Origin of the sequence: Intestinimonas sp. RTP31139st1_F5_RTP31139_211217 (genome assembly GCF_040226735.1) — a bacterium.
In the GTDB taxonomy this organism is placed as follows: domain Bacteria; phylum Bacillota; class Clostridia; order Oscillospirales; family Oscillospiraceae; genus Intestinimonas; species Intestinimonas butyriciproducens.
Genome location: NZ_JBCOAQ010000032.1, coordinates 1 through 21,392, shown reverse-complemented (window position 1 = coordinate 21,392; position 21,392 = coordinate 1). Strand labels below are relative to the sequence as shown.

Below are 21,392 nucleotides of genomic sequence, written 5' to 3'. Positions count from 1 at the left end.
TGAAGTTGTACGAGGCTACTCTACGTCTGTCATGACATCCCCCGTCCTATCTATTCAGGCGGAGCGCACCCGCCGCTCAACACATAGCAAACATCTCCTTGTGAACTGGTGTCTATCCCGCTTTTCTGAAAGTGGGAGGATGGAAAAACGGGGGCCGAAGCCCCCGTTCTCCCATCAACGGGTCATCGATCCGTCAATTTATAGATTTTCGATTTACTCGCCCATGTAACGATACATGAAGGTCACGATCTGGGCACGGGTGCAGTCAGCGTCAGGGCTGAACGTCGTCGCAGTCGTGCCATTGGTGATGTCATTCTCATTCGCCCACAGGACCGCATCGTAGTAATAGGCGTCAGCAGGAACATCGGTATAGGGCACGGTGCCGTACATTTCGGTAGACCCGGCGTAGCGCCACAGGAATGCGACGGTCTGGCTGCGGGTCACGACGGCGTCAGGGCTAAACGTGGTAGCCGTAGTGCCGTTCGTCACGCCCTCGCCAACGGCCCACAGGACGGCAGTGTAGTAATACGCGCTGCTGTCCAGATCGGTGAACGCACAGATGCTGCTTGCCGGAGTCGGGCAACCGGCGGCCCGCCACAGGAAGGTCACCATCTGGGCGCGGGTGCAGGAAGCGTTGGGGCTGAACATGGTGGCCGCAGTGCCGTTGGTGATACCCTGCTCAACCGCCCACTCCACGGCGTCATGATAATAGTCTCCGGTGGAAACATCGTCAAAGGGGCAAACATGGGAGCCAGAATCGGTTTCCACGAAAGAGGCATCCACAGTCACTTTGCTGGCAGGCATTTTGAAGGTGTACTTCCCGTTGCCCTTGTCGATTAGCTCGATCTCGTCGCCATTTTTGTCGGTGACGGTCAGCTCATCCAACTCGTAGCCATTGTCAGGATCGACGGTAATGGTGACGGTGGTTCCTTTGCTTGCAGAGGTGCGGTCCACGGTCACTTCGCCGTTCTTCGTGCTGGAGATGCTGATGGAATAGGTGCTACTGCCGGAGCCGCCGCCGGAGCTGCTGCTGCGGTAGGTCACGGAAACATCGACCGAAGCAGTGTTCTCACCCAGACCGGTCACTTCGAAAGTATAGTCCTTTGTGGTGTTGGGAAGTTCAGCGGTCCATACGCCGCCCTCCTGATGCCTCGGAACAATGGTCTCATCGTTGCAGATCACAACACCCATGCCCTCGGTCACGCCGCTCACGGTCAGAGTCACGGTGCCGCCGCCGCGCAAGGAAGTCTTGTCAGCGGTCAGGGTCACAGAGCCGGGAGTGATGTCATCGTCTTCAGCGAGGGTCCACATACCATCGGCACGCTGAGCGACAACATAACCATCTGCAACGATAACGGAATCGGCAATGGTCTCGCCGTTCATATACGCACCGTCATCGTACATACTGGTGATGGTAGGCTTCTTATCGAATGCGCCGCCATTAAGGACCAATTCATTGTTGTTATTCACGACATTGCCAACGACATCAACATCGCCGTTGCCTGTTATAATAGTTCCGGAGTTGATTACGGCGTCAGCAGGTCCATTCAATCGACCCACCACGGTACCGGCACAGCCGCTGCCTGTAATGGTATTTTCGCTAACAGTGGTGTCGGCAAGCTCGATATTTCCACCACTGGTATAGCCAACCACAGCACCGACCAAGTCACCGCCAATAGTCGTATTCTTCACAGAACAATTGGTCAGTGTGATCTTATCGGAAGAAGAGGAGTAGCCAACAAACGCTGCGGCATCAATATCCGCCGTACCGCTGGCATCGATTTTCGAATCTACAACATGGCAGTTCGTAAATATAATGCTGCCGTCATTCTGAATATGGTTAATAAATGCTCCCAGAGCCAGTCCGTTTGTATCCTCGCTATTCGGGTCATCAATCAAAGCATTGGAGATCGTCAGATCGTTTATCGCCCAATCAGTGTAGTGAGCGGCGGCAACAAGTGCTTCGGGCAAATTGCTGATGGTGTGGTTATTACCGTTGATGGTAACGGTGCCATAATGATGGGTAATATCGTATGCTTCCCAATCTTCGTTAACCGTCACATCCGCCAGAATTTCAATCGTCACATTAACGGGAGAAGAAGAGGAACCATTGGATAGATTCGAAACCGCCTCAAACGCCGCCTTCAAATTGGTATACTCTTGCGCCTCTGCATCGCCAACTTTAACAGATGCGACCACGGGAATCTTTTCGACGGTCCAAGTACCGTCATTATTCTCAACGATCTCATACCCCTCGGCGATGGCGGGGGCCGTTCCGGTCAGAGTGCTGGAGTCTGTTTTCTCAACATTACGGGGATCGGATACATAGGTACCACCGCTGATGGTCATGGAACCTCCGGCCACAGCGCCCAGAATACGGTCGGAGTAGGTACCAGCGGGGTTCAGGGTGTTACTGCCGTTGTCGGTGATATCCAGGGTCACAACGGAGTTATTGATGCGGCCAATCGCGGCGCCGACCTTGTCGGCTCTGCCATAGTTCTCATCGGTGCAGGTCAGGGTGTTGCTGCCGATCGTGCTGCTTGTGATGACCACAGACTCGTTCGCACCGGAGCCCGCATGACCGATCAGAGAACCGGTAGAGCTGCCGCCGGTTATGGTGCAGCCGGTGACAGAGCAGCCCTGGATCGTGACATCCAGATGCACGGGACCGTCATCGGCCTTGGCATAACCGGAACACCAGCCGATCAGACCGCCCGCATAGCCGCTGCCGGAGATCGTAGAGTCAACAACAGAGCAGTTGATCAGAGTGATCTTACTAATGGAGTCCGCGGTGGCGATCAGCGCGGCGGTATTACCGTTCGTCACAGTGATGTTCGCGTCGGAAATGGTCAGATCCTGAATGGTCAGGCTGCTGCCGGTCCAGACGCTGCCGATCAGGGGGGCAGTCAGACCGGTGATGGTGCGGCTGTTACCATCCAGCGTAATGCTGTCCGCTGCCATGGAGGGATAACTGTTGAAAGCGATCGATGTCCAGTTGTCGCCGCTGATGTCACTCAAAAGTTCCACGGTAACAGAACCGGAGGTTGCAACGGCGTCCTCCAGCGCCGCCTGGAGGGTTTCATACATGGTTTCGCCGATCTGAGCCACATAGGTGGTGACCGCAGGAGCAGGCATCAGGTTCTCGCTACCGTCGATGACAACAGAGGAGCCGTCTTCGGTGGTCATGGAGTCCTTATTGCCCCACAGGTTGGAGCTGGAATTGTTGGTAGAGAAATTATCGTCAGCAGTACAGTTGGTGAATACCAGGTCATACTCAGCAACATTTCCGTTGGCGCTCTGGCCCAGTTCAACAGCAGCCTTGCCGGTGTAAGTGCCGTTGCTCGTAAATGTACACCTGGACAGAGTAATCGCAGCCTGGTGCGCGGCTTCCGTGTAGACCAGAATGGCCTTGCCGTTGGTGTTGAAGTTGCAGTCGGTGAAGGTCACATCACTCGCGCCATAGGTCCAGACGGCATACTCGGTAGAAGCATTATACATATTGAAAGTACAGCCGGAGTAGGACACAGTGGGCGCATACAGGAACTCGGTACCGATGTGGGTGCAGTTGGTGTAGGTGACCTTAGTGGAGTGCTGCAGACCCTCGTAGTTGTCGTTGTCGAACTTGACGGTGACGCCCTCAAAGTTGATGGTGGAGCCGCTTGCGTTAACAGAGGCGGTCAGATCCACAATGGCATCCACGCCGCCCTTGATGGTGATGTTCTTACTCGTCACCTGGCCGGGCATGGTATGATTGCCGACAGCCAGGGTGATGGTGGCGTCATCACCTGCTGCACTGATGGCATCCGCCAGGGTCGCGTATCCGGTTTCATTGATAAAAGCTACATTTGTGCTCTCTTCCGCCAAAGCGACAGTCGATAAGAGTCCGACGAGCATGACGACAGCCAAGAGCATAGAAAATACTCTTTTCTTCATGAATTCCTTTCAGTCCTTTCATTATTTTTTGACCTTTGGGACAAAGTGTCCCAAAGCCTGGGCCCGACTACCGGGGCCGGGATAAGGCTTGGATCAGCCGCTCTTTGGCGGTCTCTGCCGTTGCCTCCGGCGGCTGTCTCGCCAGATACTGCAAAGCATCGTTCCAATCACGCAGGGAATCCGGTTTGATAGATACCTGTTTCAGCTTTTCAGCCAGCAGGGCCCGCTGACTGCTGTCCAGATACCGCAAGTCGGACAGGTATTCGCACCGCATTTCAATCGCGATGGCATCCAGCAGAGATAACTCCGTTCGGATCATGTTCATCCCCCTTTCTCCATCTGTTTTCTGTGGCCGATGTGCGTGCAGAAACACCTGGCAAATTTACTCCCGTGCTTGCTCCAGCCTGCATCCGCACCGCCTCCAGCATCACAGAATCAACAATTTGCCACAAATGCGGCGTGGAAATTACCGTCATGACCGCAGATTGATGGCTAAATTATAACATTGCCCCTGCCGAAAGGCAAGCGTTTCCACGCATTTGGGCGCAAAAAGTAAGGGCTGCAAAATGCGTCTTTTCGCAGCCTTATTTTGGTGCGGCCTTTTCCTATATTGGGGGAAATGGCGGCGCTCCTTTTTATCCGTATCTTCCTGTTTTAAGTGGAACCTCCGCCGTCTGCGCATCACGAATTGTTGAATTGGCCTGTTTAAGATACCAGTCCTAATCGCTCAAGCTGTCGGGCGTGTTCTTCGCCCGTGTTCAGGAGGTAAATACGAGTCGTCTCAATGCTGGAATGGCCCAGCAGATCAGCCAGCTTCGCAATGTCCTTGAAGGACTTGTAAAAGGCTCTGGCAAAAAGATGCCGCAGGGCATGGGGAAAGACTTTGGAGGGCTCTACGCCCGCATGAGCGCACAGGGCCTTCATCTCCGCCCAGATCTGCCGCCTGGACAGCGGCTTTCCGTTTCCTGTGAGAAAGATCTCGCCGGAAACGGTTTTGTGCTTTCTGGCGTATTTCAGCAGCTTCCGGGCCAGCTTGCCGGGGATCAGGATCACCCGGATCTTGCCCTTCATGGAGATCTCCGCCCGGCCCCTTTGGGCAGCCTCCACAGTGATGTACCTGACCTCGCTCACCCGAATGCCGGTGGCACAGATGGTCTCCATGAGCAGGGCCAGCCGCTCCCGGCCAAGGGAGTGCGCCGTCTCCAGCAGGCGGTCATAGTCAGCGCGGGTCAGCACACGGGCAGAGTCCTGAAAGAGTTTTCTCTGGAGCTTCAGATGCTTTACCCGGCACCCCTCCCAGCCGAGAAAGCGCAGCAGGCCGTTCACAGAGGTCAGCATCCCATTGATGGTAACGGGGGCATAGTCCTCTGCCTGCAAGTGGCTTTTCCATTCCGCCGTCCGTTCCTTTGTCACGCTTTGCCCATCCAGCCAGAGGGCAAAGGCCCGGATGTCCCGCAGGTACTTCTCCACGGTGGACGGGGCGTGCTCCTCCTGCCGCAGCCAGAGGGCATAAGCCTCCATTTTTTCGTTGTTCAAACAGTATTGTTCATTCATGTTGAGTCGCTCCTTTTTTACAGATATGGAATTATTCTACCTGTAAAAAGGAAACTCGGCGGACAAAATGCAGACAAAACGCAAGACCCCCGGTTTTCAAGGCATTTCCGGGGTGCGCACTAATGGCAAGCTGGGCAGGTGTGAACACACCTGCGATTTTTGCAGCGCCGATGGCCCTGTAAAAATGCTTGTTGGGGCCTCCCCAAACCCGGCGCTTCGGGACAAAGTGTCCCAAAGGTTTTTGTCTGCGTCACAGGCCCTTACCGGGCCTGTTCCTTATCTTCCCGTCCCCCGGTGACGTGAAGCAGATGGTCGATATTGCCCTTGACGGGAACCAACTCCCGCATGAATTTTTGTGCAGAGCGGTATTGCGCGGTCAGGGCCTTTTTTCGTTCTGCCAGTTCCCGGCGCTCCTGTTTCAGTTTCTCCATTTTGGGGAGCCTAGCCCCGTCTAAAATTTCATTCATGGTGGAGCGCGCCGCGCGGTAGGCCGCCAGCTCCTCCTCATGCTCAGCCAGATATTTCTTGCTGTACCGGGCGGCCTTGTAGCCGTCAAACACAGGCCGGGTCTTTGCATAGTCCACCACGGCCCCCATGAGGGCAGCAGTTCTGGACAGTTCCTCCTCCACAGCCCGCAGCTCCCCGGCCAGCGTATGCGCCGCGTCCACCGCCGCCTCCGTTTTCTCCGTGAGCAGGTCATAGTCCGTCAGGCCGTTCTCCTGGAGAAATTGCAGGGCGGCGGCCATCTGTTTGAGGTTGTAGAGCTTGGCCCAATGCTCATAGCCCGCACCCTTGCCCTGGGCCATGCGCTGCTGGATGTCGATAACAAGGTTGATTTTCCGCCGTGGGGCAGTGCCGCCAGCAGGCCGGGCCGGAGCACGGCCCGCAAGAACCGCCTGTACATCTTCCGGTCCATAGCCGTCCCCCAGGGTGGAGCCGCGCCAGCGGGTCGCCCGCTCCTGGCCGGAGAAGCGGAAAGAGATAACGCCGCCTCGCCCGTGAATGACCTCGATCCCGGCCTCTTCCAGCAAAGCAAGAAAGGCGGAGAGATCGGCGGGGTGTTTGGCAAGCGCATCGTCCATGGCGGTGCGAAGCTGCTCCTTGAATGAGGGCCTGCGGTCCGCACCCAGCCATTCGCCATAGTGCCGGAATTTCCCCTGGCTGTGCAGCTTTGGGTTTTGAATGACAGACAGATCATGCTCCAGACATACCCGATCCGAGAGCCGCCGCAGAGCAAAGCTTGAATAAAAGAAATTACGGAATTTCCGGGTACAGTCCAGGGCGGTGGAGTTGTAATAGATATGCACATGGGGATGGGGCCGGTCCGCGTGGGACACCACGAAAAAAGCGTGGTGTCCCTTGGTCCAGCGCATCGCCAGCTCATAGCCAATATCCAGAGCCTCTTGTGGGGAGAGTTCCCCCGGAGGAAAGGACTGGCGGATCTGATAGCAGAGTACATCCGCATCCTTTTCCTGTTCCCGGCCTGTGACGGCCTTATACTGGGCCTTGCTTAACAGGAACTCCGCATCTGCCGTCATGGGGTCGCACTCGTAGGAGCGGATCAGGGAGCCGTCCAGCGTTTTTGCCGGGTCCTGGCCGTAGTCAAAGCGGTCCCGCATGGACTCCAGGATCGTCCTGCCGCTGCTGATATGATGGGGGATCAGCCGTGTTGTTGCCATGGCTTGCATTTCCTTTCCATTGAGTATAAAAAAAGACCGGGCGGCTGCTACTCAGCCACCCGGTCCAGGCGTGGAACGATTATATCATGCACAGATATAGCCCCACATGGAGCCGCACAATCCGCCCAGTCCCTCCAGCGCAAGATCCGCCAAAAGGGGCAGGCCAAAGGGAGAAACACAGAAGCCCAGGACAAACAACTGGACGCCCTCGCCTTTATCTCCCTGAATGAACAGCAAATAGAGGGCGGCGATCACGCATAGCCCGCAAAGGATGTTGAGGGCCGTTCCCGCAATCCAGTGAAGAAAACACAGCACCGCCACAGCCAGGGACAGAACCGCCGCAAAAGGCAGCAGGACGATCTTTCCGATGATACGCATAACAAAAACCTCCCGAAATATTTTGATTTTGTTCTGTTTTTTCTGTATATGTATATTATAACTCCACCCAGGAGGGGCGTAAAGGATGCCTCCGGCTCTCCCAGCGCCGGGAATCATGAGCCTTTGGGACAAAGTGTCCCGAAGCTGGGAGAACCGGGGAGCGGCGCACCGCTCCCCGGCAAGGTCACAGGGCTACGATTTCGGAGATCTGTTTCAGCAGCTCGGAGAGCGGCCCCCACAGATCAGCATAGTCCTGCTGCAGCCGCCTGATGTCATCCGGGTAGATCCCGCCGTAGGTGTTGGCCGTGACCGCCACCTGATTGAGATTGTTGGAGCACCGGCGCTGGAGGGACACCAGCTCCCGCACGGGAGAGAGGTCCACATGGAGCACATAGCCGTTGAGGGCCATTTTCCGCACATAGGCGCTCATATTGCGGACGCCTGCCTCGTCCATGCGGTCCTGTATCTGATCCCGCTCCGCCTCGGAGAGCATGACGTGCAGGTGGACAGGACGGCGGCGCTTTTTCATCGGTCCTCCCGGTCCAGCTCTCTGTCCGGGGACGGGTAGTTTTTCACCCGGTCCGTGGGCCGATCCTCCACCGGGGGCAGATTGTTGAGTACGCCGTCGATCATATTCGCGTTCTGCTCCAGCATCAGCTCCGCACTCTCCAAAGGGTTGTATCGTTTCCTTTCCATAAAAGCCTCCTCTACCTGTCGTCCCGATCCGGAGCGTCCTTTTGGGCGCTGGACCGGGGTTGTTGTTTTTCAACCTGTTCTTGCGCGTCTTTCATCTGATCCGCAATCGGGCGGGGCGGTTCTTTGCGGAGGGGCCTTTGCCGCGCGTTTATCAGCCGGATGCAATACTCCAACTGCTCCCAGCTTGTATATTTTGACGGCACATACATCCTGCGTTCAGGGCTGTATTCCGTTACCCGCTGCCATTCCGGGCGCTTTTCCAGGTCCTCCCACCGGCCCACCACCTGGGCCTGATCCTCCATACGCCTCTGTAAATCAGGATTGTCACGGGCAGGCCGGAGCTCATAATCCCGCATCTGCTGATTGGACAGGGGCTTAGCGTAGGTAAGATGGCCCCACGCCTGAAACGCGCCGTCCTCCACATGCGCACGAAGGTCGTAATTGACGATCTCATCCGGCGCGTTGTGGGGCGGCTTGGGGAATGTACCAATGTCCACGGGCCGCTGGGTGGAATAATACCTGTATAGGCCGGGCGCCTCGATATGGTCGATCTCCACCTTATAAAGCCGCTGATACTCCTGTACCCGGTCTGTCAGATCCGCCTCCAACGCCGCCCTGTCGTTTCCATAGTGCCCCCACTCATACTGCCGCTTGCCGTGCGCATCATCATAGCAGGCCCAGGTCACATAGGGGGACGGGGCTGTGGGGTGCTCACCCAGGGCGAAGCCCCGCCCATTTTCCAGCATGACAGCTTTCAGAATGGAGTAGCCTTGATTGATGTCCATATCGCCGCCTCCTCGTTACCGGTCTCCGCCCACATCAGGCGTTTCCCGCTGCTTGCGGTTGTAGGGCTGGAGGGCGGAGATGCTGCCGCCGCCCTCCGGACTGATAAAGTCGATGCGGTCCGCCGCGTAAATGGCGTTGCGGTTGAGCTGGCGCTGCCATGCGCCCTGGCTGGGGGACCAGCGGAATCCGCCGTGCTTGAGGGCCTGCCGCTGCTCTTCGTCAGGCTTTTCGTCAAAGAACAGCTGCAGGCGGTTTTCCCCTTCGTTGATCTCCGCCCTGCCGCCGGGAAATTCCCAGCCCGCGAACTCGGAGCGGTTTTTCAGGTCGCTGATACGCTGCTCCACCCGGCGGATATTGGCGTTGTTGTTGGACAGATGAAAGGATGGATAGGGCACGGGGTCCTTGCGCCAGTCACGGGCCATGGACGCCTGGAGCTTTGCGCTCTCCTCCGGGGTAAGCACTGGGCAGCCCTCCAGGGTCTTGTGCCTGCGGAAATAGGCGTTGACCGTTTTCATGTGTTCCTGGTTGGCTTTCAGCCCCTCCAGCTTGCCCTCCAGCTTTTCCACGGCTTGCCTGTCATCTGCGCTGATACCGCCCATGCCGGTGGAGCGGATCTTATCCAAAAGGCCCTGGATGTGCATATACTCGCCCATATTCTTGTCACGGGCGGCGTTCTGCTTCTCCTTTTTCCGGTTTGGAAAATTGCCGCCCCCGGAGATCATGATAGAGGGCACACGGGCGTCAATGACGTTGGCCTGATTGAGATTTTCCGCCAGCTTTCGGGCATAGAGGTCCACAAGATAGTCGATCTTCTCATGATACATGGGGTCCACACGGGCCTTCTGCTTTTCCGCGATCCCGGCAGCCTTATCCACCATGGCCTGATAGCCAGCAGTGGCAGAGCCGGGCTGATAGTCGGAAAAGCTGTTCATCTCCTTTGCCTGTCTCGCGGCGTCCTCATTGATGGGATAATATTGGGGCATACGTCCTCCTCTCAAAAAATAGCCGGAGTTTCGGGACACTTTGTCCCAAAGCACCGGCATGAAAATGTTTGAATAGTTCTTCCAATCGAGGGGGAACATGAAATGATACCGGCCTCCTCGAAACCGGCCCCGGAAAGCCTTGCAAACAGGGGACTTTTCAGGCTCTAATCGTAACATCCGCGCCGCATTTTCCGCATCCGTTCCCGTGTCATCCGGCGGTTTGCCTCGGCTTGACAAAGCGGGGTGCAGTACCTCTGCTGGCGCTTTGGCAGAAATCGCCTGCCGCAGATCGGGCAAGTGCGAAGTTCCGGTGCAGGAACAGGCGCGGTTATGGCCGCCTCCAGCGCCGGATCAAGGGGCAGCACGGCCTCCCGGAAGTAGCGGCAATACGCGCCGGTCCAGCACTTGCCCAGCATATAGCAGGGACAGTCCAGCGGTAAGCAGCCGTACTCCCGGTCATAGTTGGCGCACCATTTCACCACCAGCGCCCGGATCGCCGCCCTTTCCTGCCGTGTCAGTTCCCGGCAGTCGTTCATCCAGTCACCTCCCGCTGTGGTACTGGCGCAGCAAATCCCGGTAGCAGGACACACACTGGACGCCCCGCCAGTAAGGGCAGCCGTCACACCGGCTGTTGTCCGGCGCACCCGCGACGGCAGGCTCCTCCGGCTGGGGCGGCTTTTTCATTTCACGCTCATACCTGCTGTCGGTAAAATTCAAGCGTCATCCTCCTCCCAATCTTCCGCGCCACCGTCATCCACGCCGTCATAGCGGTTGTCATACTCCGGCTCGTACTCCTCCGAAGCGGCGGCCTGCTGCCCAGGCCGGTAAATTTTGAAATACCACCCGGCTCCGCCGCCCACGGCCATCACCGCCAGAGCCATCAGCAGCAGCCCCATATTCCCGCCGCTTTGATCCTCCGGCTCCGGTTCAGGCTCCGGCTCGGTATCAGCGGCGGGTTCTGCCGCCGGAGTAATGGCAGTTGTCAGGTCCTCACCGCTGGCCTCCGCCAGTGCCAGCAGGTCCGCCACCGTGACCGCGTTCAGGAAGTACACGTTTTCCTCTGTTTTCTGCCGGTCAATGACGAGATAGAACACAGACTCGTCCGCTGTGGTGATGGTAAAGAACTCCTTGCCCTCATCGTCCGTGACGCTGTCCAGCACCGTACCCTGGCCCTCCGGGGTCAGGGTGTTCACTTCGCTGTCCTGGTCCTCCCAATCCACACCGCCTGTCGTCCCGCCAGCCACCTCCGCTGCCGCCTCCTCAGAGGATGGGGCCGCCGTTTCAGCGGAGAGGGCAGCGGCAGTCCCAGTGATGGTCCCGGCATCGCTGGCCGTCACCACTGCGCTGGCTACGGGTTCCGGCTCAACGGTTACGGTGTCCGTCGTCTCCGTGGCCGGTTCCACGGTGGAGTCCGGGGGTGTTTCAACCGAATCCTCCACACGCTCTGTCACCAACTCCACGCTCTCCCAGGACTCGCCGCTGGCGTAGGCCGGGATCGCAAACGCGCACAACAAAACGACGGCGCACAGCGCCGCCGCAAAATGCCTCATATTCTTCATTCCCCACACTCCCTGTCCGGGGCCTTTGGGACACTTTGTCCCAAAGCGCCGCCTTTCATCGCCTGGAGCAGGCTGGGCAGATCGGAGAGGGACACGCTCATGCCCCGCACAATCTCCACAATCTCCTCATTCTCCGCCTCCCGGTGCTTCTGCTCCAGTTCCTTGTACTTTCCCTGGAGCTCGGTGATTTTTGCCTTGACCTTATCCATTTCAGCCTGGATTTTTGCGCTCTTGCTTGTTGCCATAGAAATAACCTCCATTTTCGTATTCAGGGTAAACGCCCGTAGGCGTACAGGTGGGACTGCCAATAGGTCGTATTCAGGTTCGCGTACCCGATGGGGTCCCCCGCGTGGAGCATCCAGCCGTCCCCCAGATACAAGCCGCAGTGGGAAACGCCGGTGGTATCATAGGTGCCCACAAAGAACACCAAATCGCCGGGCCGGGGATCGCTGACAGGGGTGCAGTAGTTGTAAAGCCCCTGCGCCCCCAGCCGTCCTATGTCCCAGCCGCACTGGTTCAGGATATAGGACAGGTAGCCGGAGCAGTCAAAGGAGGTAGCAGGGGAGCTGCCGCCCCAGACATAGGGGTAGCCCACAAATTGCTCCGCCACCTCCAGCATGGCCGCAAAGGACTCGTCCGCCAGGGCCTCGGCAGGCACCTCGTATTGCTCGCCCGGCTGGGTGTATTTGTCCACATAACCGGACGTGGGGAACAGGTCCGGCCTGTTGCCCAGGCCCGCCATATAGAGGGCATAGCGGGAGAGCTGGTTTTCCGTCATCATGTAGACCGGCAGGTGGGACAGGTCCTCATTCACCAACGTCACATAGCAGATGGTCCAGGAATAGGGCTCGCCCTCGCTGTCATACCGGGTCCTTGTCACTATGCGCTCCGTCAGGATATACTGCCGGTCAAACAAGGCCTGCAGGTCGTCCTCCACAGCGGCCAGGGTCCAGCCCTCCTCATGGAGCGCGGACAGGATGGACAGCAGCACATAAGGGTCATGCCCGATCCCGTCCAAATCGAAATGGTACTCGTCATAGCTGTGGGTGCGGGTGTAGCTGTCCAGAGCATCCTGCAGCCCGGCTTCCAGGGCGGCATAGGCGGCTTCGGCCCCCAGCAGGTCAGTCTCCTCCGCCGGGTAAGTGACAGCCGCCACGCTTCCGCTCATGCCGTTTCCAATGACAGACAGAGAGGCCACGCAGGACTGCAGCCCTACCAGCAGGAGCAGGCAGAGCAGCGCGGCCACCACACCCGCAGGGTGCCGCCGGACAAAACCGGCGGCGGCCCGGCCAGCCTTTCCCGATGTGGCCGCTGTTTTTGGCGCCGCTTTCGTGCCCTGTCTGGCTGCTGCCCGCGCCCGCTTTTGGAAGTCACGCCGCTGCTTCTGTTTCCGCCATAGCCGGTGCAGCGCGTTTTTGCTCAGTTCCGGGTGTTCCTGGGCGGCCCGTTGGAACTGATAGTCCGCCGCCGCTTTGACAGCGCGGTTCTCTGCCCGCTGCGCCGCCCGCGCCGGATGGGTGCGTATGCGGTTCCTGGTGAAGCGCAGCGCCTTTCCGCCTACAACCTCACCTGTGAGTTCCACACGGTGCGCACCCTCAACGCCCACATTTTCCTGCTCCACCTGATAGATTTTCCCGTGAATGTAGCCGTGGACGCCCCGTCCGGCAAGGCCAACCGCCCGGCGCACCGGGCCGGGCGGCTTGTATGGCTTTTGCCGGGTCAGCTTCTCTCTGGCCGCGTCCGCTTTGCCGCGCTGGTTCTCCATGCGCAGCCGGGCTTTACGCAGCGGGTTGTCCGTACCACTCACGCCGGAGCTGCCGCCCACTGCGTCTCCATCGTGGCGGAGCTTGTCGGCGGGCCGGGCCTGCCTGCTTTCCTGGCGGAACGGCTGCCGCTTTGGGACACTTTGTCCCGAAGCGGCCTCCCGGCTGCTTTGCTGGCGATACCTGGGACAGTCCTCTGTATTTGCCGCAGGCGTTGGAGCAGCGCCATCCGACCGTGGGACCTCCGAAGAAGCACCCGGCACATCGGAAACACGCTCCGCACCACCGGGGGACGGTTCTGCCGTCTCCTGCCTGGGCTCCGCCCTCATGCGGGCCGCTGTCTTTTTCCATGATGGACCGCTCTGTTTGGGTTCAGCCTCTACTTTGCCCTTTACCTCAGAACGCAGGGCGGGCTCGGCCCGGTCCTGCCGGACACGCCGTCCCTCACGCTCCGCCGTCATGCTTTGCATCCTCCGGACGGGTGGTGAGCAGATCGTAGATCTCCCCCTTGGGGAAACGGTCCGTGAACGGGATCACCACGGAGCCGTAGAACAGAAGCCCCTCGCCGCTGTTGCTGTGGGTGATGTAGGATAATTGATGCTCCGAGATGCCCAGTTGCTTTGCCAGGATCGCACGGTCACTTTGGGCCTGGGACAGCAGGACCATGAAATCCGTATTGTCCAGAACGGCGGAAATCTCCGTGCTGGTCAGCAGGTCCTTGCAGTTTTGGGTCAGGGCTGACGGGACACAGCCCTTTTTCCGCAGCATCTTCCACACAGCCACAAAGTAGCTGGCGGTGAGCTGGTCCCGCAGCAGCACATGGAACTCGTCAAAGTAGCACCATGTAGCGATGCCGTTTTCAAAGTTGGTTTTGACCGCGGATCTCACAAACTCGTTGGTACTGTGCATGGCGATCTTCCGCAGGTTCTCTCCCATGCCTTTCAGGACGATGCACACCACGCGGGAATTGAGATTGACATTGGTCTGGTGGTTAAAGAGGTTGAGGGAGCCGGTGCAGTACAGCTCCAGCGCCGTTGCAACACGCCGGGCCTCCGGCTCCGGCTGTTTCAGCAGCTCTTCGTACAGGTCCTGTAAAAGCGGCATGGTCCCGTCTCCCAGCCCCAGCGCCAGCTCCCGGTAGATCTGCCGCACACAGCGGTCTATCACGGTCTTTTCTATGGGCTGCAGCCCCTCCTTGCCGCCCACCACCAGCTCGCACAGGGAGAGCAGGAAATCCGCTTTCATGGACAGGGGGCTTTCGTCCGTCTCCAGCGCAAGCTGGATGTCCATGGGGTTCATGTGGCTGCCGCTGTCCGGGGCCAGCTCAATGATCTGCCCGCCCAGACGCCGCACCAGCGGGGCGTATTCCCCCATGGGGTCCACCACAATGATCCGGTCCTGGGTCGCCAGGAACACATGGATCAATTCCCGCTTGGCCGCAAAGGATTTTCCGCTGCCGGTGCTGCCCAGGTACAGCCCGTTGGCAGACTTCAGCTTTTTCCGGTCCGCCATGATGACGTTATGGGACAGGGCGTTCATGCCGTAATAGAGGGCCGGGCCGTCCATGCGCAGCTCCCGTGTGACAAAGGGGATAAAGATGGCGGTGGAACTGGTGGTCATGCCCCGCTGGATCTCCACCTCGTTATAGCCCAGAGCCAGGGAGGACACATAGCCCTGCTCCTGCTGCCAGTCCAGACGCCGCAGGGCGCAGTTGTACTTCTGTGCAATGCCGGAGACGGTGAACACATCGTTTTCCAGCCGCTCCCGCGTGGGGGCCAGATTGACAACGGTGAATGTGAGCAGAAGCATCCGCTCATTCCGGGACTGGAGGTCTGCCAGCAGGTCCGCCGCGTCCTTGGAAAAGGTGATGAGGTCCGGGGGCAGGATGTCCGGGTCATACCCGGCCCGCATAGCTTTGCGCTGCTCCTCCACCTTCATCTTTCCAATATCCGAGACCTTGCCCTTGATCGTCTTGATGGCCTGCGTCTGATCCACCGTCTGGATATGCAGGGTAACGGTGAGCTCCGCGTCCAGTTCCAGAATCTCTCGCAGAAGCTGGTCCGACAGTTCCGACGCCATGATCTGCAAATAGGACGCCGCGCCCCAATACCGGCCCACCCGGAAGGTCCGGGCCTGGGAGAAGTCAAAGCCCTCAAAGGGTGCGATGGCCTCCTTGGTCCCCAGGCCCGTTTTTGCGATGTCCCGCCAGGAGAACCGGAACGGCTCACGCCGGGGTCCCGGATGGGTCTGGCCGTGGAGCACCGCCAGACGCTCCCGCCCATCCAGCGGCTGCGCCTCCACACCCAGCCGCTTGAAGTTGCCCAGCACATCCGCCTCCACGCGCTCCAGCCGTGGCCGGGCCGTGGCAAGATCGTCTGCCGGTACGCCGAAGGTGATATATTTGGCCCGGTCAATGCCGTTGTTGCTCTTGGCGATCTGGCCCTTGAGCATCCGGGTAAACTCCACGCGGATGCTGTCAAAGGCGTCCTTTGCCGGAGCGATATTCACCCGATACCGCCCTCCCGCATGGGACCGGCGGTTGACGAAGGTAAGCTGGAACGGCACGGAGCAGTCAAAATAATTGAGGAACGCGCTCCAGCCGTTAAAAATGGAGGATTGGTCCTCCGTGGAGGCCACGGAGTAGTTGATGTCCTCATAGGCCAGCGTTTTGGTGAAGCGGCTGCCAGGGAGCTGGCACACCCCGTCCGGCAGCATCCGCACATAGGGGATGGTCTGCTGGGCGGAGAGTGTGCGCCGGTCCCGGCGGGGCCGTTCACTCCGCTCAGGTCCGCGGCTTGGGCGTTTTCGCTTTTGAAACAGGGTTTGCAGCAGATTTCGCAACAGGCTCCTCCTCTCTCACAAATGGGGCATAGATATTTTCCGTCCGGTAGGGCCGGACGCCGGGCCGCAGGTATTTGGCCCGCAGGATGTGATACAGCACCTTCTCCAGCGGCAGGCCGTCCCGCTCATACATGGCCAGCAGGAACGCCGGGAGCATGACGGCCAGCATGAGGAACAGCGCCGCCGTATTACCCAGCGCCCCACGGGTAAACAGGTACAGGGGCACGCCCACCACAGCCGCAGCGCCGAAGCAGATCAACTGGCGCTTGGTGAGATTAAATGCCAGCTTGGTCTTGATCTTGGACAGGTCATTGGGGACATTCACATAGGCCACTTAATCATCACCTCCGGTTTGGGACAAAGTGTCCCGAAGTTCCGGGGAGCTCTCCACCTCGTTCCCCCACACATCCCAGCCGGGCGGGGACTGCCGGGCGAACAGCTCCACACGGGGAACGTCGCCCATAAGCGTCAGAATCTTCTCCCGCGTTTCATCCGGCTTTTTACTGTGTTCCTCAATGGGGGAAACAATGAATTGGTGGACATTGGCTGCCTGACGTCTTGGATGCCCTCTGGTCGCCAGCAGGCACACCTCCGCGTTGCTCCTGGTCCAGAAGCCCAGGCCGTAAAACCAACTGTCCGCCTTCCGGTTCTTTTTCAGCCACACAAAGGCCACGGTCTTATAGGTAAAGCCCCAGGCCCGGATCAGCCGCAGGGCCTCCGGGAGCTGGGGGAACGTGGTCCAGAGAAAAAGCGCGCTGTCCGGGGCCATGATCTCGGCCACCGGCAGCGCGCACAATTCCTCTATGCTCATGGTGGGGTAATGCTTTTCCGCAGCACCCTGCACCCTCTTTGCAGTGTACCGCCAGGGCGGATCTGCGTAACAGACGGTATATTTTTCGATAGGCTATCTACCTCCTCCTTTGGTTATAGTTGCGCCGCTTATTGACAATTCGAATACAATACAGTATAATTGCAATACAAACAGATACAATAAATCTGAAAGGAGTTGCTTTGAATGTCAACAAGTGTGATGCAGGTACGAATCGATGATGAACTCAAAAGCAAGGCCGCCGCTGTCTATGACGATCTCGGCCTTGACCTGCCGACGGCGATCCGAATGTTTTTGAAGCGTTCTGTCGCTGTGGGCGGCGTCCCTTTTTCCATGACGCTCCCGAAGCAGGACTACCGTGCGGATCGGGCTGTCCGCGCCATGCGGGCCATCAGCGATGAAGCCCAGCGGAACGGGACGGCGGAAATGACGCTGGATGAGATCAATGCGGAAATCGCCGCGTCGAGAACAGAGCGCAGAAAGAACGGGGCCGGGTCATGAGGTATTTTGCGGTCATCGACACGAATGTGATTGTGTCTGCGCTTTTGAACCGCGCCTCTACGCCGGGTATGGTTTTGGAAGAAGCCCTGACGGGCCGTATCATCCCCCTTTTGCATGATGATATTTTAGACGAATACAGCGATGTCCTGCGGCGGCCAAAATTCAAGTTTGACCGGCAGGAGATAGAAATTGCCGTTGCCGGACTGATCAAGCGCGGGATCTTTGTAGATGCCGCCCCTCTGACAGAGTATTTGCCGGACCCCGGCGACGCGGTTTTCTATCAGGTCGTCATGGAAGCCAGAAACACGGATGACGCCTACCTTGTCACAGGGAACCTCAAGCATTTCCCGCAAAAGCCTTTTGTTGTTACGCCAAAGGAGATGCTGGAGATCATAGGCGAAAACGAGGCGTAAGTATGAGTATGAGGGCGTTTCCGGTTTGGAAACGCCCTCATACTCCTTTCCCGCCCCCGGCCACCGCAACCCGCGCCCGTTCAATGCGTTCCAGCGCGGGGGCGTAGATGGCCGGGGCCGTCTCAAAGCAGAGGAAACGGCGGCCCGTATTCAGGGCGGCCACCGCTGTCGTGCCGCTCCCGGCGCAGAGGTCCACCACCAACTCGCCCTCGTTGGTATAGGTGCGGATGAGATACTCGCACAGGGCCACCGGCTTTTGCGTGGGATGTACGCCGCAGGCCACCGTGGGGAATGTCAGCACATTGCCGGGGAACCGCCGCCCATCCGTGGAGCCGCCCCCAGAGCGGATGAATTTCCCGTAATTGGGACTCATGCCGCCGTGTGTCGTGGCCTTGTACGGCCTGCCCTGCTCAAACTGCGGGTTGTAGGTGGGCAGTTTCTGATAAAACACCAGGATGTTTTCGGACTTTTTCAGCGGCATCCGGCGGGCGTTGAGAAAGCCGGTGCAGCGGTGCTTATACCACACCCACTCATAGCGCAGCATACGCAGATTGGATGCGCCCAGCACCTTGTCATAGGGGCATTGGGCGAAGAACAGGGCCGCGCCGTTGGGCTTTAAGGCCCAGCGCCGCACCGCCTCCCACAGCTCCGGCAGCGGCAGAGGGATGTCCCAGTAGTTCCGGGTGGTGCCGTAGGGCGGATCGGTCAGGAGCATATCCACCGAATGACGGGGCAGGGCCCGCAGGCCCGCGATGCCGTCCATGAGATACAGGCCATCCGCCTCCGGCTGCTTTGGGACACTTTGTCCCAAAGCGGGGTTATCTGTCGTCATGCCCCTCCTTTTCCCTGGCGGGTGTGGAACGGCTGGCGTTGTGCTTTTCCGCCTCCTTTGCCGCCTCCGCCATCTGCTCCCGGATAGGTGTGGGCCGCAGGGCCTCCACACGGGCCACCAGTTTTTCCACCGCCCGGCCATAGGCGTCTTTCGTCAGGGCGTCCAGCCGCTCCTGCAGGCTCCGGTCCGAAACCTGTACCGTCCTGCGGTAGCCGCTCCGGGTGCCGGGCGCCTCCTTGCTGGGCGGACTTAAAAACATCCCGTTTTTACCGTCCACCACCTTGAAATCGTCGATCACCACGCCGCCGATATTCACCGACGCGAAGCCCAGCAGCTTGCCCTGGGGCTCAATGGGCCGGACGGACACCTCCACAGGGATCGGCGCGGACTCAACGGACTTTTCCACACGCAGCGCCACCGCCTCGTCAATGCTGATCCCCTGGCTCTCTGCCAGCTCCGCGATGGGCGCCTCGAACAACAGGCGGTTCATCTCCGCCAGGGCGTCCTGTTCCACAGCGGGGGCCGGGGCCGCCGCCTGTGCTTTTGTCATACGCATACCTCCATCTTTCATTCGTGTTGTAACGCTTCTCTAATGCCTGCCATGATGTACTCCGCGCAGGGCAGCGCGATGGCGTTTCCCAATGCCTTGTACCGGCTGGCCGGGGAAATCGTCTCGCCATCCGCGCCGTATGCCGTCCACCCCTCCGGCAAGCCCATCAGCCGCTCACTCTCCCGTTCCGTAGGAAACCGAACACAGCCGCCTGCCGGATCATCTGCAAAGTAGAACGCAAAGGGATTGACCGCACCCGCTAACAGGGTGGGAAAAGGGTCATCTGCAAATCCGAAGCTTCCTCGGAACTGGACACGGTTTTGTTCCTTGGCTGCGCCCCGCATACGGAACAGTTGAAAGGGTCTGGTGACGGGTATTCGCCCCCCTGTTTCAAGAACAGGGCCTCGATCTCCGCCGGGGGGCGGGCAGCCCGCCCGTTCCGCAAGGCGCAGGAAGTGTGAGCATTGGGCGGGGCTTAAACAGTATTTCTCCAGCACGCCGCCCTCCAAAATCTGCCACGATGAACACCCGCTGCCGCCGGGCCAGCCGGGGCCTTGCCCAATGCTGGGCGTCCATGAGCCGCCAGGAGAGGTCAGGGACTCCCCCTCGCACCATTCCGGCATTTGCCCATCTTCCCGAAGCAGGCATTGGAACCTCGGAACCTGTGAACGCAGACAGGACGGCTTTAAAATCCATCCGGTCTCCTGATGAAAACGCTCCCATGACGTTTTCCCAAACAGCGATAATTGGAAATTGACCTCCAGTGGCATCCCTCATTTCCTCAATCATGCGTATGGCCTCAAAAAAGAGGCCGGATTTTTCGCCGGTGATCCCGGTTCGATTGCCGATTTGTGAAATATTTTGGCACGGTGAGCCAAAGGTGATGATATGGACGGGCGGGATCTTCCCACCGTCCAGCTTGGTGATGTCCCCCAGATGGGCCATACCGGGGAAGTGCCGCCTGGTAATGGACACCGGGGCCTTTTCGATCTCGCTGGCCCACACAGGGACAATGCCCTGCCGCCGGGCCGCCAGGGGAAACACACCGATGCCGTCAAACAGGCTCCCCAAGGTAAGTGCGCCGCTCATGCCCCATGCGCCCCAAAGACGCTTTTTGCTATGCCGCCCGTCTTGAACAGCATAAAGGTGAGCAGCACGGTATAGCCCATCGCGCCCCAAATAGCGCCGATGGGGTCCCCGCTTGTGGCAACGCCTTGAATGAGCACTGCATAGATCGCCACGCAGACCAGGATCAGAAGGCCCTGGAACCCCACGGCGAACAGGGACTTGATGTAGTTTTGGCCCATGCCGCCCAACTCCCGGTTGGAGAGGGTCGCCATGGGGATCGGGGCAAGACTGGCCAGGACATAGATTTCCAGCATACGGCCATAGCAGATGACGAATATCACAATGCTCATAATGGGCATTGCCAGCTTGATCACCAGGGACTGCATGAACAGCCCCAGCAGCGGGCCAAGCTCCATTGCCTCCAGCGTCGTCCGCAGGCCGGTCAGCATATCCGCCGAAATGTCGGTGGAACCCTGCACCAGCCCGGCTGCGCTTGCGATCACGCTCTGGGACACATCGAACACCGCCATGACGATATTGAATGTATTGGACAGGATCAGGATGGCGCAGGCCGTTTTGAACATCCACTTGAAGAAGATCCAGTAGTCCAGATCGTGCAGGTTATTCCGGTCTATGAGCATCTGGATCAGCTCATAGGTGGCGACAAAGGTCAATATCAGCCCGGCTATTGGCAGAATGACCGTCTCGGAGAGCTGCCGGATCAGGGAGAACACCCCGGCGTTCCATGCCGCCGGGGTAGTCCCCACCTGTACCGCGATCTCCCCGACCTGGGCGTTGACGCTGTCGAACAGCCCCTCAAGGCTGCCCATGATCCCGTCTATCAGCAGCTCTTTCAGCCAGTCTGTAAGCCAGTCGGAAAGAAAACCCATAGGCCGCCGTTAGAACAGGCTGGAGAGCTGCGGGATCAGGGCGGTGCCGATCAGGATGATGCCGCCGCCCGCCATGAGCTGTTTTATCCCCAATTAGGTGTAAAACTCTGCTCGATGGCGGGCGGCGGCGTACAAAA

At 58.9% G+C, this 21,392-nt stretch carries 24 protein-coding genes; 2 read left to right on the top strand and 22 right to left on the bottom strand.

Annotated elements, in window-relative coordinates:
• Positions 1-213: 213 nt before the first annotated feature.
• From ABUA09_RS14830 to ABUA09_RS14750, 17 genes are all read right to left on the bottom strand, one after another.
• Positions 214-3,933 carry an S-layer homology domain-containing protein gene (locus ABUA09_RS14830; protein WP_349949472.1) on the bottom strand — a complete coding sequence of 1,240 codons (3,720 nt, stop codon included), beginning with the start codon at positions 3,931-3,933 and terminating at the stop codon, positions 214-216.
• Between the two features lie 67 nt (positions 3,934-4,000).
• The gene (locus ABUA09_RS14825) at positions 4,001-4,258 is read right to left on the bottom strand and encodes a hypothetical protein (RefSeq protein ID WP_349949471.1); all 258 of its coding nucleotides are present in this window, start codon (positions 4,256-4,258) and stop codon (positions 4,001-4,003) included.
• A 380-nt stretch (positions 4,259-4,638) separates the two neighbouring features.
• On the bottom strand, positions 4,639-5,487 hold the full coding sequence (locus tag ABUA09_RS14820) for a tyrosine-type recombinase/integrase (RefSeq protein WP_349949470.1): 849 nt from the start codon (positions 5,485-5,487) through the stop codon (positions 4,639-4,641).
• A gap of 260 nt (positions 5,488-5,747) precedes the next feature.
• Entirely contained in the window at positions 5,748-7,106 is a 1,359-nt protein-coding gene (locus ABUA09_RS14815) for a relaxase/mobilization nuclease domain-containing protein (RefSeq protein WP_502880777.1), read from the bottom strand.
• A gap of 144 nt (positions 7,107-7,250) precedes the next feature.
• The gene (locus ABUA09_RS14810; RefSeq protein WP_349949468.1) at positions 7,251-7,544 is read right to left on the bottom strand and encodes a CD1845 family protein; all 294 of its coding nucleotides are present in this window, start codon (positions 7,542-7,544) and stop codon (positions 7,251-7,253) included.
• A gap of 184 nt (positions 7,545-7,728) precedes the next feature.
• Complete coding sequence (locus ABUA09_RS14805) at positions 7,729-8,073, bottom strand: plasmid mobilization protein (RefSeq protein WP_349949467.1); 345 nt, start codon at positions 8,071-8,073, stop codon at positions 7,729-7,731.
• On the bottom strand, positions 8,070-8,240 hold the full coding sequence (locus ABUA09_RS14800; RefSeq protein WP_349949466.1) for a DUF4316 domain-containing protein: 171 nt from the start codon (positions 8,238-8,240) through the stop codon (positions 8,070-8,072). The genes ABUA09_RS14805 and ABUA09_RS14800 overlap by 4 nt, the downstream gene beginning before the upstream one ends.
• Before the next feature lie 11 nt (positions 8,241-8,251).
• Positions 8,252-9,025: a defense against restriction DarA-related protein gene (locus tag ABUA09_RS14795; protein ID WP_349949465.1), complete on the bottom strand. Its 774-nt coding sequence runs from the start codon at positions 9,023-9,025 to the stop codon at positions 8,252-8,254.
• A gap of 15 nt (positions 9,026-9,040) precedes the next feature.
• A complete protein-coding gene (locus tag ABUA09_RS14790) occupies positions 9,041-10,009 on the bottom strand; it encodes a DUF8626 domain-containing protein (RefSeq protein WP_349949464.1) in 969 nt (322 codons plus the stop codon).
• A gap of 164 nt (positions 10,010-10,173) precedes the next feature.
• The gene (locus ABUA09_RS14785) at positions 10,174-10,545 is read right to left on the bottom strand and encodes a cysteine-rich VLP domain-containing protein (RefSeq protein WP_349949463.1); all 372 of its coding nucleotides are present in this window, start codon (positions 10,543-10,545) and stop codon (positions 10,174-10,176) included.
• A 4-nt stretch (positions 10,546-10,549) separates the two neighbouring features.
• Positions 10,550-10,726: a hypothetical protein gene (locus tag ABUA09_RS14780; RefSeq protein ID WP_349949462.1), complete on the bottom strand. Its 177-nt coding sequence runs from the start codon at positions 10,724-10,726 to the stop codon at positions 10,550-10,552.
• Complete coding sequence (locus ABUA09_RS14775) at positions 10,723-11,568, bottom strand: DUF4366 domain-containing protein (RefSeq protein ID WP_349949461.1); 846 nt, start codon at positions 11,566-11,568, stop codon at positions 10,723-10,725. Before ABUA09_RS14775 ends, ABUA09_RS14780 begins: the two co-directional genes overlap by 4 nt.
• Positions 11,565-11,813, bottom strand: coding sequence for a DUF4315 family protein (locus ABUA09_RS14770; protein WP_349949460.1), 249 nt, complete (start codon positions 11,811-11,813; stop codon positions 11,565-11,567). The genes ABUA09_RS14775 and ABUA09_RS14770 overlap by 4 nt, the downstream gene beginning before the upstream one ends.
• Positions 11,814-11,836: 23 nt before the next feature.
• Positions 11,837-13,792: a C40 family peptidase gene (locus ABUA09_RS14765; RefSeq protein ID WP_349949459.1), complete on the bottom strand. Its 1,956-nt coding sequence runs from the start codon at positions 13,790-13,792 to the stop codon at positions 11,837-11,839.
• A complete protein-coding gene (locus ABUA09_RS14760) occupies positions 13,776-16,061 on the bottom strand; it encodes a VirB4-like conjugal transfer ATPase, CD1110 family (protein WP_349949481.1) in 2,286 nt (761 codons plus the stop codon). The genes ABUA09_RS14765 and ABUA09_RS14760 overlap by 17 nt, the downstream gene beginning before the upstream one ends.
• Positions 16,062-16,113: 52 nt before the next feature.
• The gene (locus tag ABUA09_RS14755; protein WP_349949458.1) at positions 16,114-16,506 is read right to left on the bottom strand and encodes a PrgI family protein; all 393 of its coding nucleotides are present in this window, start codon (positions 16,504-16,506) and stop codon (positions 16,114-16,116) included.
• Positions 16,507-17,073 (bottom strand): MT-A70 family methyltransferase, encoded by a 567-nt coding sequence (locus ABUA09_RS14750; RefSeq protein WP_349949480.1) that lies wholly within the window; start codon positions 17,071-17,073, stop codon positions 16,507-16,509.
• 114 nt (positions 17,074-17,187) lie between these two features.
• Between ABUA09_RS14750 and ABUA09_RS14745 the strand changes: the two genes are divergently transcribed.
• Positions 17,188-17,502, top strand: a complete 315-nt coding sequence (locus ABUA09_RS14745) for a type II toxin-antitoxin system RelB/DinJ family antitoxin (protein ID WP_349949457.1) — start codon at positions 17,188-17,190, stop codon at positions 17,500-17,502.
• Positions 17,499-17,915, top strand: a complete 417-nt coding sequence (locus tag ABUA09_RS14740; protein WP_349949456.1) for a putative toxin-antitoxin system toxin component, PIN family — start codon at positions 17,499-17,501, stop codon at positions 17,913-17,915. The genes ABUA09_RS14745 and ABUA09_RS14740 overlap by 4 nt, the downstream gene beginning before the upstream one ends.
• 37 nt (positions 17,916-17,952) lie before the next feature.
• On the opposite strand, the gene ABUA09_RS14735 is transcribed toward ABUA09_RS14740, so the two are convergent.
• The 5 genes from ABUA09_RS14735 to ABUA09_RS14715 form a co-directional block, all read right to left on the bottom strand.
• Positions 17,953-18,747, bottom strand: a complete 795-nt coding sequence (locus tag ABUA09_RS14735) for a DNA-methyltransferase (protein ID WP_349949455.1) — start codon at positions 18,745-18,747, stop codon at positions 17,953-17,955.
• A complete protein-coding gene (locus ABUA09_RS14730) occupies positions 18,734-19,297 on the bottom strand; it encodes a septation protein SpoVG family protein (RefSeq protein ID WP_349949454.1) in 564 nt (187 codons plus the stop codon). Before ABUA09_RS14730 ends, ABUA09_RS14735 begins: the two co-directional genes overlap by 14 nt.
• A gap of 390 nt (positions 19,298-19,687) precedes the next feature.
• Entirely contained in the window at positions 19,688-20,386 is a 699-nt protein-coding gene (locus tag ABUA09_RS14725) for a DNA cytosine methyltransferase (protein ID WP_349949453.1), read from the bottom strand.
• A complete protein-coding gene (locus tag ABUA09_RS14720; protein WP_349949452.1) occupies positions 20,383-21,255 on the bottom strand; it encodes a VirB6/TrbL-like conjugal transfer protein, CD1112 family in 873 nt (290 codons plus the stop codon). Before ABUA09_RS14720 ends, ABUA09_RS14725 begins: the two co-directional genes overlap by 4 nt.
• A gap of 9 nt (positions 21,256-21,264) precedes the next feature.
• Entirely contained in the window at positions 21,265-21,330 is a 66-nt protein-coding gene (locus ABUA09_RS14715; protein WP_502880776.1) for a Maff2 family mobile element protein, read from the bottom strand.
• Positions 21,331-21,392: the final 62 nt, after the last annotated feature.

Excerpts from the sequence above, each read along its gene's own strand:
- ABUA09_RS14820 (WP_349949470.1), bottom strand. The coding sequence starts at position 5,487 with ATGAATGAACAATACTGTTTGAACAACGAAAAAATGGAGGCTTATGCC.
- ABUA09_RS14770 (WP_349949460.1), bottom strand. The coding sequence starts at position 11,813 with ATGGCAACAAGCAAGAGCGCAAAAATCCAGGCTGAAATGGATAAGGTC.
- ABUA09_RS14795 (WP_349949465.1), bottom strand. The coding sequence starts at position 9,025 with ATGGACATCAATCAAGGCTACTCCATTCTGAAAGCTGTCATGCTGGAA.
- ABUA09_RS14765 (WP_349949459.1), bottom strand. The coding sequence starts at position 13,792 with ATGACGGCGGAGCGTGAGGGACGGCGTGTCCGGCAGGACCGGGCCGAG.
- ABUA09_RS14830 (WP_349949472.1), bottom strand. The coding sequence starts at position 3,933 with ATGAAGAAAAGAGTATTTTCTATGCTCTTGGCTGTCGTCATGCTCGTC.
- ABUA09_RS14740 (WP_349949456.1), top strand. The coding sequence starts at position 17,499 with ATGAGGTATTTTGCGGTCATCGACACGAATGTGATTGTGTCTGCGCTT.
- ABUA09_RS14720 (WP_349949452.1), bottom strand. The coding sequence starts at position 21,255 with ATGGGTTTTCTTTCCGACTGGCTTACAGACTGGCTGAAAGAGCTGCTG.
- ABUA09_RS14745 (WP_349949457.1), top strand. The coding sequence starts at position 17,188 with ATGTCAACAAGTGTGATGCAGGTACGAATCGATGATGAACTCAAAAGC.
- ABUA09_RS14790 (WP_349949464.1), bottom strand. The coding sequence starts at position 10,009 with ATGCCCCAATATTATCCCATCAATGAGGACGCCGCGAGACAGGCAAAG.
- ABUA09_RS14810 (WP_349949468.1), bottom strand. The coding sequence starts at position 7,544 with ATGCGTATCATCGGAAAGATCGTCCTGCTGCCTTTTGCGGCGGTTCTG.
- ABUA09_RS14725 (WP_349949453.1), bottom strand. The coding sequence starts at position 20,386 with ATGAGCGGCGCACTTACCTTGGGGAGCCTGTTTGACGGCATCGGTGTG.
- ABUA09_RS14775 (WP_349949461.1), bottom strand. The coding sequence starts at position 11,568 with ATGAAGAATATGAGGCATTTTGCGGCGGCGCTGTGCGCCGTCGTTTTG.
- ABUA09_RS14815 (WP_502880777.1), bottom strand. The coding sequence starts at position 7,106 with ATGCGGGACCGCTTTGACTACGGCCAGGACCCGGCAAAAACGCTGGAC.
- ABUA09_RS14805 (WP_349949467.1), bottom strand. The coding sequence starts at position 8,073 with ATGAAAAAGCGCCGCCGTCCTGTCCACCTGCACGTCATGCTCTCCGAG.
- ABUA09_RS14800 (WP_349949466.1), bottom strand. The coding sequence starts at position 8,240 with ATGGAAAGGAAACGATACAACCCTTTGGAGAGTGCGGAGCTGATGCTG.
- ABUA09_RS14785 (WP_349949463.1), bottom strand. The coding sequence starts at position 10,545 with ATGAACGACTGCCGGGAACTGACACGGCAGGAAAGGGCGGCGATCCGG.
- ABUA09_RS14825 (WP_349949471.1), bottom strand. The coding sequence starts at position 4,258 with ATGAACATGATCCGAACGGAGTTATCTCTGCTGGATGCCATCGCGATT.
- ABUA09_RS14730 (WP_349949454.1), bottom strand. The coding sequence starts at position 19,297 with ATGACAAAAGCACAGGCGGCGGCCCCGGCCCCCGCTGTGGAACAGGAC.
- ABUA09_RS14735 (WP_349949455.1), bottom strand. The coding sequence starts at position 18,747 with ATGACGACAGATAACCCCGCTTTGGGACAAAGTGTCCCAAAGCAGCCG.